General features: G+C 41.2%; 10 protein-coding genes and 1 tRNA gene. 8 read left to right on the top strand and 3 right to left on the bottom strand.

Annotated features, from left to right (window positions below; genetic code table 11):
• From ACZFYI_RS10735 to ACZFYI_RS10700, 8 genes are all read left to right on the top strand, one after another.
• A partial coding sequence (locus tag ACZFYI_RS10735) for a glycosyltransferase family 2 protein (RefSeq protein WP_462524130.1) occupies window positions 1-574 on the top strand: 574 nt, incomplete at its 5' end.
• Between the two features lie 25 nt (window positions 575-599).
• Complete coding sequence (locus ACZFYI_RS10730; protein WP_462524129.1) at window positions 600-851, top strand: hypothetical protein; 252 nt, start codon at window positions 600-602, stop codon at window positions 849-851.
• Between the two features lie 12 nt (window positions 852-863).
• Window positions 864-2,075, top strand: a complete 1,212-nt coding sequence (locus tag ACZFYI_RS10725; protein ID WP_462524128.1) for a PP2C family protein-serine/threonine phosphatase — start codon at window positions 864-866, stop codon at window positions 2,073-2,075.
• Window position 2,076: 1 nt separating this feature from the next.
• Window positions 2,077-2,706, top strand: a complete 630-nt coding sequence (locus ACZFYI_RS10720) for a polysaccharide deacetylase family protein (RefSeq protein WP_462524127.1) — start codon at window positions 2,077-2,079, stop codon at window positions 2,704-2,706.
• A complete protein-coding gene (locus ACZFYI_RS10715) occupies window positions 2,703-3,809 on the top strand; it encodes a glycosyltransferase (protein WP_462524126.1) in 1,107 nt (368 codons plus the stop codon). Before ACZFYI_RS10720 ends, ACZFYI_RS10715 begins: the two co-directional genes overlap by 4 nt.
• Window positions 3,806-4,582: a TatD family hydrolase gene (locus tag ACZFYI_RS10710; RefSeq protein ID WP_462524125.1), complete on the top strand. Its 777-nt coding sequence runs from the start codon at window positions 3,806-3,808 to the stop codon at window positions 4,580-4,582. The genes ACZFYI_RS10715 and ACZFYI_RS10710 overlap by 4 nt, the downstream gene beginning before the upstream one ends.
• A complete protein-coding gene (locus tag ACZFYI_RS10705) occupies window positions 4,579-5,652 on the top strand; it encodes an asparaginase (protein ID WP_462524124.1) in 1,074 nt (357 codons plus the stop codon). The genes ACZFYI_RS10710 and ACZFYI_RS10705 overlap by 4 nt, the downstream gene beginning before the upstream one ends.
• 197 nt (window positions 5,653-5,849) lie before the next feature.
• Window positions 5,850-5,937, top strand: a tRNA-Ser gene (locus ACZFYI_RS10700).
• 73 nt (window positions 5,938-6,010) lie between these two features.
• Here ACZFYI_RS10700 and lepB read toward each other — a convergent pair.
• From lepB to ACZFYI_RS10685, 3 genes are all read right to left on the bottom strand, one after another.
• The gene (gene lepB / locus ACZFYI_RS10695; RefSeq protein ID WP_462524123.1) at window positions 6,011-7,108 is read right to left on the bottom strand and encodes a signal peptidase I; all 1,098 of its coding nucleotides are present in this window, start codon (window positions 7,106-7,108) and stop codon (window positions 6,011-6,013) included.
• A gap of 187 nt (window positions 7,109-7,295) precedes the next feature.
• Window positions 7,296-8,333, bottom strand: a complete 1,038-nt coding sequence (locus ACZFYI_RS10690) for a zinc-binding alcohol dehydrogenase family protein (RefSeq protein WP_462524122.1) — start codon at window positions 8,331-8,333, stop codon at window positions 7,296-7,298.
• 51 nt (window positions 8,334-8,384) lie between these two features.
• Window positions 8,385-8,549 carry a hypothetical protein gene (locus ACZFYI_RS10685; RefSeq protein WP_462524121.1) on the bottom strand — a complete coding sequence of 55 codons (165 nt, stop codon included), beginning with the start codon at window positions 8,547-8,549 and terminating at the stop codon, window positions 8,385-8,387.
• Window positions 8,550-9,011: the final 462 nt, after the last annotated feature.

The following is a 9,011-nucleotide window of genomic DNA, read 5'->3' as shown; positions in this document are numbered from 1 at the left end:
AGCGGGGTTTTACCTCAAATCTCCCATCATGTGCAGTGCAGCCAATATGGCTTATAAGAAATCCGCGTTTTTAGAGGTCGATGGCTATCAGGGGAATGAAAATTATTTGTCGGGCGATGACGAATTTTTATTGAAAAAGATGACCAAAAAATATGGACCGGAATCTGTCGTCTACCAAAAAGAAAATCTGGTATATACCCAACCCCAAACCACTTGGAAGAATCTTTTTTACCAAAGAATCAGATGGGCATCAAAATGGAAGGCGCATCAATCTTTTGCCCATAGCTTTGCAGCGGTCCTGCCTATAGCGGTTCAGGTTATTTTCCTTGGAAGTTTTTTCCTTCTTTTTGCTGGAACTCCTGGCTTGGCGGTATTCGCAGTAATCTGGTATTTGAAGATTTATTTTGAAACCCACACTTTGGGAAATGTTTTGAGGAGTTACAGTGTCAGACCAAATTTCATTTGGTTTTTGTCTACAGGAATTTTCCATCCAATGTATGTGCTGATTTGTGGAATCGGGGCTTTATTTGTAAAATTTGAATGGAAAGGAAGATATTCTTCTGGGAAGGCTTAATTTTAGGTTTCAATACAAAATAAAAATGACTGATAATGAGTTTGACTTACTGGATGAATTGTATTTTGTCCAGCCCTATAGTTTCTTGAAGGAGACCCTGAATTGGGATGACCAAAAGCTTTTGGTTACCTTGCGCTCTTTGCATTCCAAAGGCTGGATCAAATGTCTTTTTGCACCGGATGATGAAATTTTCGGCCCTGTGGATTTTGAGGCCAAAGGGAAAGATTTGTTTTACCTTGCCACCAAAAAAGGCCTGATGGAACATAATGCTGTTTAAAAAAAAATCGACGTGACGGTACAAATAGTGAAATATCAAAAAAAAGAACTGGAGCTCAAGGCGCTCTTGGAGATCACTCAGGCTATCAATGAAAACAAGTCTGCGGCGGTCCTTTTTGATATTTTCAAGTTTACATGCCTTGTACACTTGAATATCAAGTCTATTCTTCTGTACATGTCAAATAATGACCATTTTGAAAAAAAGATAAGCCATGGGATCAAAAGCAAAGTCCCTGATGCGATTCCTTCAGAGAAAATAAATTTTGACAGGGGAAGCGGTGAATTGAATATCGAGGTGGCTGAAGGCTTTTCGTTTTCCGAACTTGAAAATTACCTTCCGGTTTTCCACAAAGAGAAAATGCTTGCCATTCTATTTCTCAAAAAGAAAGATGAAAAGGAAGACCTAGACCTGGATTTTACGCAGGCATTGACCAATATCATGGTGGTGGCTTTGGAAAATAAGCGGTTTGCCAAAAAGCAATTGGAGCAGGAGCGGCTTAATAAAGAAATGGAGATTGCTTCCAATGTGCAGCGGATGCTTTTTCCGGCCGTACTCCCGCAAACGGACAAGCTCAAGGCCAAAGTGACTTACATTCCCCACTCCACAGTTGGCGGGGATTATTATGACCTGATCCAAAAATCCGAGGAAGAGGTTTTTTTCTGCATAGCGGATGTTTCAGGCAAAGGCATGCCTGCGGCCTTGCTGATGTCCAATTTTCAGGCGGCTTTGAGGACATTGCTGAGGAGTTCGTCAGATTTGAAGATGATTGTAGAGCAATTGAACTATACCATATTTGACAATACGAAAGGGGAGCGCTTCATTACTTTTTTTCTAGGGTATTATAATTACAAAAAAAGGGAATTGACCTATGTCAATGCAGGTCACAATCCACCGGTATTGTGTTGGGAAGGTGAAAAGAGAACCGAGACCTTGGGTGCCGGGACAACTGTACTCGGGGCATTTGAGGAATTACCTTTTTTGGAAGTGGGAAAAAGAGCCCATCTTAAAGGCTTTACGCTCCATCTTTATACGGATGGCTTGACCGAAAGCTTTGACAAAGAAGAAAAGGAATATGGAGACGAGCGCTTCAACCAATTTGTCAAAAGCCACCTTTGCCTTGATCCGGGCGTTTTTCATCAAATGTTCTTTGAGGAATTGAAGGTTTTCTCTACCGGTGGACAACAAAGAGATGACATTACTTTGCTCAGCTTAAGACTGCAATAGGATGGTCTGGATGCATCATGTCCCATCATTGATTCCCAAAGTCTTTGACAAATTCATTTGGAACAAAAGCAGGGATGAAAAAACAATTTACCTGACTTTTGACGATGGGCCCGTGCCGGGGATTACGGATTTTGTCCTGAATGAACTTGCAAAGAGAAAAATGAAAGCCACCTTTTTTATGGTAGGTGCCAATGTGGAAAAAAATCCAAACCTCGCCAAAGAAGTTTTACAGTTAGGAAATGGAATAGGAAACCACACTTTCAACCACCTTGACGGATACCGAAATCCCGATGCTTTGTATCTGGAAAATATTGAAAAGTGTCAAAAAACGCTACAGGATATCCTTGGCATCAATCCTTTCCACTTTCGTCCACCTTACGGTAAGATATCAAAAAGCCAATCAAAGCTTGTCCTCGAAAGATATCAAATCATCATGTGGGATGTGCTTTCAGGAGATTATGATCCTGACCAAAGTCCCGAGAAATGTCTTTCCAAAACCATGCAATATTCCAAAAATGGATCCATCGTACTTTTTCACGACCAACAAAAAACCGAGCGGGTAGTTAAGAAGGTCTTACCGGATTACCTGGATTTCATAAAGGATAGAGGTTTTCAAACAGGCATATTATGATTTATGGATTGGCAGTCGTCCTGGTTTTTTTATTGCTTTTGCAGGATACGCTTCTTGTCTTTTTGCTTCTTTTGAATTTCAACAAATACACAGAAGTCCGAAATCCCGATTTCCCGAAAGTCAGTATCTTGATTCCTAGCCGGAATGAATCGCAAAACCTTCCCCGTTGTCTGACTTCTTTAGAAAAACTCGATTACCCGATAGACCGGATCCAATTTATTTTTGGAAATGACAGGAGTACTGATGATACGGCAACAATCTTGGCTGATTGGGTCTCAACCCATTCCAATGCAATCTTGATAGAAGTGACCGAAGGAGATTCCAAAAGAAGGAACGGCAAAGCAAATGCGCTTTCCCAAATGGAAAAATCAGCAAACGGTGATCTATATCTGTTTACCGACGCAGATTGCGAAGTGCCGACCCAATGGGTTAAATCCATGGTTTTGGCTCAAAAAAATGCTGACGCGGGGATAGTCACAGGCATCACCCGTATTGGATCTACTTCTCTCTTTGGAAGGTTACAATCCTTCGATTGGTGGCTTTCCTTGGGGATGGTCAAAGTGATGAATGACCTTGGAATCTCTGTGACTTCTATGGGAAACAACATGTTGATTACAAAGGAATCGTATGTTTCGGTGGGAGGATTTGAAGGTATTCCATTTTCATTGACAGAGGATTTCGAAATGGGGAAAGCCATCAAAAAGCAAGGTTTTGAATCAGTTCATCATGTTTCTCCTGGTAATTTGGTAGAGACATTACCCCAACAAAATTTCAAGGGTTTGTTGGACCAAAGAAAGAGGTGGATGCATGGGGCGATGGATTTGCCGCTGTATTGGAGGTCTGTGTTGGCGATACAAGTCTTGTTTTTCCCTGCGGTTATTTTTTTGTGTTTTTTACAGCCTTTTGAAGGAGTCACTGTTTGGCTGATTAAAGTGGCAATCCAATCCATGTTTATTTACAGGTTCTCTCTCAAAACAGGTAAAAAATTGAATATTGCTTCATTGTTCCTTTTTGAAATATATTATTTGTTTACCTCATGGTCCACAATAGTTTATTATTTTTGGCCGTCAAAAACTGACTGGAAAGGAAGAAAATACGGATGAGATTTACAGATACACATGCCCATATCTATTCGGACAAATACAATACTGATAGGGATGAAGTGATTAGAAAATCCTTGGAAAACGGGGTTCAAAAAATCTATATGCCAAATGTCGATGTGGATTCCATCGATGCGATGTTGGAAGCGGAGCTGAAAAATCCGGGTGTCTGTATTCCCATGATGGGATTACATCCCTGCGATGTCAACAAGGAGTTTGAAAAGCAGCTTTACATCATGGAGGAGTGGATCGGCAAAAGGGAGTTTGCGGGGATTGGCGAAACAGGACTCGACTTGTATTGGGACAAGACATTTTTTGAGCAGCAAAAAGAGTCACTGAGAATACAGATCCAATGGGCAAAGAAGAAGAAGTGGCCGATTATATTGCACTGCAGGGAATCTATGGACGAAACTATCGCCATTATTAAGGAGGAGAAATCGGAGGATTTGAAAGGGATATTCCATTGTTTCACCGGATCAGTGGAGCAGGCCAAGGAAATCATTGAGTTGGGCTTTTTGCTTGGGATAGGTGGGGTTTCAACTTACAAGAATGGAGGATTGGATAAGGTATTGCCGGAGATTGGTTTGGAACATTTGGTTTTGGAAACAGATGGACCTTACCTCGCACCGATACCGCATCGTGGCAAAAGAAATTCCCCGGAATATATCCCATTGATTGCACAGCGGGTCGGAGACTTGACTATGCGTACTTTGGAACAGGTTTCGGCAGTTACTGAAGAAAATTCAAGAAAAGTATTTCATCATTTCCAGCTATGAATTATAAAATAATCAGGATCAATACAGCGGCCAAAAATGCGGTGCATTCTTCTGTCCTCATTATCTATACGGGAGGGACTTTGGGAATGGCATATGATGAATCAGGCGCATTGGTCCCCTTCAACTTTGGGCAGATCATGGAGAAGGTTCCTGCCCTGACCAATATGAACATAGCAATTACCGTCATTTCCTTTCCTGAACCGATTGATTCCTCCAATATCAACATGAAGCATTGGTTTGATATGGCGTACATCATTTATGAAAATTATGACAGCTATGATGGTTTTGTGATTTTGCATGGGACAGATACCATGGCTTATTCTGCCTCTATGATGAGCTATATGCTGAATGGATTGAGTAAGCCGGTGGTTTTTACCGGGGCGCAGTTGCCGATCTCTGCGATGAGGTCTGATGCCAGGGAAAACCTGATGACCGCCTTGGAGATAGCTACGGCCAAATCAAAAGGGAAACCTGTAGTACCTGAGGTTTGCATTTTTTTCAACCATATGTTGTTGCGTGGCAATAGGTCAAAAAAGGTACAAAGCGTCCATTTTGATGCCTATGAGTCCGAAAATTACCCTGCCTTGGCTGAAGCAGGAATTATTATAGATTATAATTTCGCTGCCATCAGAACCTATGAAGAAACCAAGAAATTGAAGTTTTTCAATAAGCTGGACAACAATGTGATCATCGTCAAGCTGTTTCCGGGCATCACTGCTGAAGTATTGGATTCGTGTTTTAGCATCAAAGGACTGAGGGGAGTAATATTGGAAACCTATGGATCGGGCAATAGTCCTAGCGAGAAGTGGTTTATTGATTCGTTAGAAAAAGCGGTTAAAAAGGGAATCATTATCCTCAATGTCTCCCAATGTAACGGAGGTAGGGTGATTCAGGGAAGGTACCATACCAGCAAGGATTTGAAAAGAATCGGCGTATTGAGTGGGAGCGATATCACCACCGAGGCAGCTGTTACCAAGATGATGTTTCTTTTGGGCAATGAAACCGATGATGCAGAAATCAAAAGAAAGCTGATCCTTCCTATTGCCGGGGAAATGTCACCTCCAAATTAAGGGGTAATGGCTTGCAAAAACCCAAGTAAGATCAATCCAAGTGGTTGAAGTTCCAAATCCCGCAACTTCTGTCTTCTGTCTGGCAAAAAAATGAAGACTCGATACTTGTCAAGATTGGAGGTTATTTTTCTGGATATGTTTGGATAGCCTCCGATTAATTTATTTCTTTGCACTCCGATTCAGAAAAGGATCAAACTAGAGAGGTGTCCGAGTGGTTGAAGGAGCACGCCTGGAAAGTGTGTATACCTCTAAAGGGTATCGAGGGTTCGAATCCCTTCCTCTCTGCATCAAACATTAAAAAGCAGGTAGCGATACCTGCTTTTTTTATTTAATTTTTTTTCATCTCCAAAACCAAGCTTCAATCAATTCCCATAAATATCCTTTCCCATCGGATTCTGTCCAGACCTGTGGCTTCCACATTTTTTGAAAACAAAACCATTACAGGTTTGCCCACAATATGGTCTTCCGGTGCGAATCCCCAATACCTCGAATCGATGGAATTGTCCCGACTGTCTCCCATCATAAAATAATAGTCCTGTTGGAAGGTGTATTGCGCTATGGTCTTTCCTTTGATTTTTAACTTGCCATTGGAAATGATCACTTCATCCTGACCTTCATATTTCTCAATCAGTTCTCCATAGAAGTTTAGTGTGGAATCATTGATGACAATGCGCATTCCTTTTTGGGGAACTGTCAAAGGGCCGTAGTTGTCAATCGTCCATGTATTGGCCATAGATGAAGGAAACAATTCTAAACCTGAGGGGGTATCGGAAGCGAGGTTTAGAGAAACCTTAAAAGGAGCGGATTCCATTTTTTCCAACTGTTCAGCAGTCAGCAATAGGCTGTATAAGGGTGTGTTTTCTTTTGTATAACCGAGGAACCAATAGTCTTCACTGTCCAAGCCGAAGGCTGCCATGTGATGGGACTGAAGGGGGTATTCTGCCAACAATTCGTACCGAAACTTCATTCCCGGAGGATTGGGCATTGGTTTGCCGTTGACAAAGACCTGCTTGTCCCTGATTTCAATCACATCGCCGGAAACAGCCATACAGCGCTTGACCAAATAAGTCATGAGGTCCATCGGCCTTTCGGTGGGATCTAGTAGGTCTTTTGGTGCATTGAAGACCACAGTTTCCCCTCTTTCTACCTGTCTCATGCCCGGAAGGCGAAATGCGGGCAGATGGATCCAATCTAGGTAAGAAGGAATCTCTGTCCCCCATATTTTCTGATGTGTCAAGGGGACCTGCAAAGGCGTGGTAGGCGTTCTTGGGCCGTAATGGACTTTACTCACGAGGATATAATCTCCGACCAAGAGAGAATTCTCCATGGAGCTCGTCGGAATCACAAAAGCTTCCGCCAATGACCAACGAAACAATGTAGCGAAAATGACTGCAAAGACCAGGGCATTTCGCCACTCTTTAAGGATTGGTTTTTTTTCTGTCGTAGTTTGTTTCATTGGTAGAAAAGAAAAATTGTTAAATGATTTGTCAAAGGATAAAAATAGGAAGAGCAAAATTCAGAAACTACTCTGAAACAATGATTTAAGGCATTTTAACAATTGGATTACCATTGATAATTGGGTTCTGAAAAAATCAAAATCAACTTTCCCATTTGGTTCCAAAAGAGTTTCACGCGATTTTATCTTATAGTTCCACAATCGCTTTGATCACCCCATTCTCAGGATTTAGGAAAGATTCAAATTTTTCCGGAAGATCCTGAAAAGGTACCCTATGGGTCACCCAAGGTCCGGTGTCTAGAATACCTTTCTCCACTAGGCTAATAATCTCATCAAAATCTCTCCCGAGTGAATTCCTGCTTGCCATCAGGGTGATTTCTTTCCTATGAAATAGCGGATCAAAAAATGTAAAGTCACCCTGGTACAATCCGATGAATACGATTTTGCCTCCAAAAGCCACATAGTCAAAGGTGCTTTTCATGGATAACGGATTGCCTGTGGCATCCAATACCACGGTCGGTAAGTCGCCATCAAAGACTTTTCTCAGGTCTTCAATGACTTGGTCTGATTTGGCATGGACCAGTCCATCGACTTTCAGGTTGGTTTTACAGAAGTCAAGCCTTTCCTGATTGATGTCCATCACAGCTACTTTTGCCTTGCTGATTTTAGCAAATTGGAGGGTAGCGAGGCCTATTGGCCCCGCACCGATCACCAAAATTTTATCCTCTTTGCTGACATCTGCCCTTTTGATGGCATGGAAACCAATACTCAAAGTTTCGATCAATGCAAGTTGTTCATAGCTGAGCGTCTCAGACTTGTGGAGGTATTTTGCAGGCAATGTGATGAATTCTCTCATGCCTCCATCTTCATGTACACCAAACACGGAGATGTTTTCCCCGCAGTTGGTTTTGCCACGTCGGACTGCCTGATCCTGATTGCTGTTGAAATAGGGTTCCACCGCACATTTGTCTCCGACTTTCAAATCGGTAACATCGGCTCCGATTTCTAGGATCTCAACGCCAAGTTCATGCCCCAAAATCCTAGGATAGGTAAAAAAAGGTTGCTTCCCTCGAAATGCATGCAAGTCCGTTCCGCAAATCCCAATCCGATGAACTTTCAAAAGGACTTCACCGGCTTTGAGTTCAGAATTTAAGGGAACTTGAATTCTCTCCAGATGTCCAGGTTCTTTCAAAATTATTGCATTCATTTCTATGAGATTGTCCATCGAGAAAAAAGAGGGTTTTTGTATTATTTTTTTGTCAAAGTTCAATGTCTGCTATTCCTGAAAAAGCAAGGGAGCAAATGTATAAAGGTCATTCCTCCAAACCGGCCAAGTGTGCCCTCCCGGATATTCCCGATAAGCGTATTTGATCCCCAGCTCGTCAAATTTTGACATCATTACTTTACAGTTTTCATAAGCGATATCTTCTTTTCCTCCCATTTTGAGCAAAAATTGGATAAATAACCATCGAGGAAAAGAGAAAAATAGAAAGAATCGAAAGTTTTTTCATTTTAGATTTCCTGAATTTGGGTTGGAAAATATTTTTTCAGATACCTTTCACAAGGTATTTGGGTGAAGTGGGAATGCTAATGGTTTGATATTTAATTTGGAGCAAAAGAAATATGTGTTTATCAATTTAGGGATTTCTTTGAATTTGAAAAATATTTGAAAATTAAGTGTTGGCCCTAAAACATAACTAATTGAAAAATTTGAGTTTGTGCAAGATTTTTGTTTTTGAATAAAATAAACCATATCCCCACCTTTAAAAATAAACCGATTAAAACAAAAAGAACATTGTAGTTTTTTATATCAAAATTTCGAGAACCCATCATTTGGAATTAATTCGCTTAAATCACCTGATCTATCCGCTTAATTCCAATCTAAGTCCTTTTATATAAATTT

It is taken from the genome of Aquiflexum sp. (assembly GCF_977115555.1).
Note: the sequence above shows the minus strand (reverse complement) of the source record. Positions and strands in the feature narration are given on the sequence as shown.

Bases quoted from the DNA above. Each gene is read 5' to 3' on its own strand.
- ACZFYI_RS10730 (WP_462524129.1), top strand. From the start codon at position 600: ATGACTGATAATGAGTTTGACTTACTGGATGAATTGTATTTTGTCCAG.
- ACZFYI_RS10720 (WP_462524127.1), top strand. From the start codon at position 2,077: ATGGTCTGGATGCATCATGTCCCATCATTGATTCCCAAAGTCTTTGAC.
- ACZFYI_RS10715 (WP_462524126.1), top strand. From the start codon at position 2,703: ATGATTTATGGATTGGCAGTCGTCCTGGTTTTTTTATTGCTTTTGCAG.
- ACZFYI_RS10710 (WP_462524125.1), top strand. From the start codon at position 3,806: ATGAGATTTACAGATACACATGCCCATATCTATTCGGACAAATACAAT.
- ACZFYI_RS10705 (WP_462524124.1), top strand. From the start codon at position 4,579: ATGAATTATAAAATAATCAGGATCAATACAGCGGCCAAAAATGCGGTG.
- lepB (WP_462524123.1), bottom strand. From the start codon at position 7,108: ATGAAACAAACTACGACAGAAAAAAAACCAATCCTTAAAGAGTGGCGA.
- ACZFYI_RS10690 (WP_462524122.1), bottom strand. From the start codon at position 8,333: ATGGACAATCTCATAGAAATGAATGCAATAATTTTGAAAGAACCTGGA.
- ACZFYI_RS10685 (WP_462524121.1), bottom strand. From the start codon at position 8,549: ATGGGAGGAAAAGAAGATATCGCTTATGAAAACTGTAAAGTAATGATG.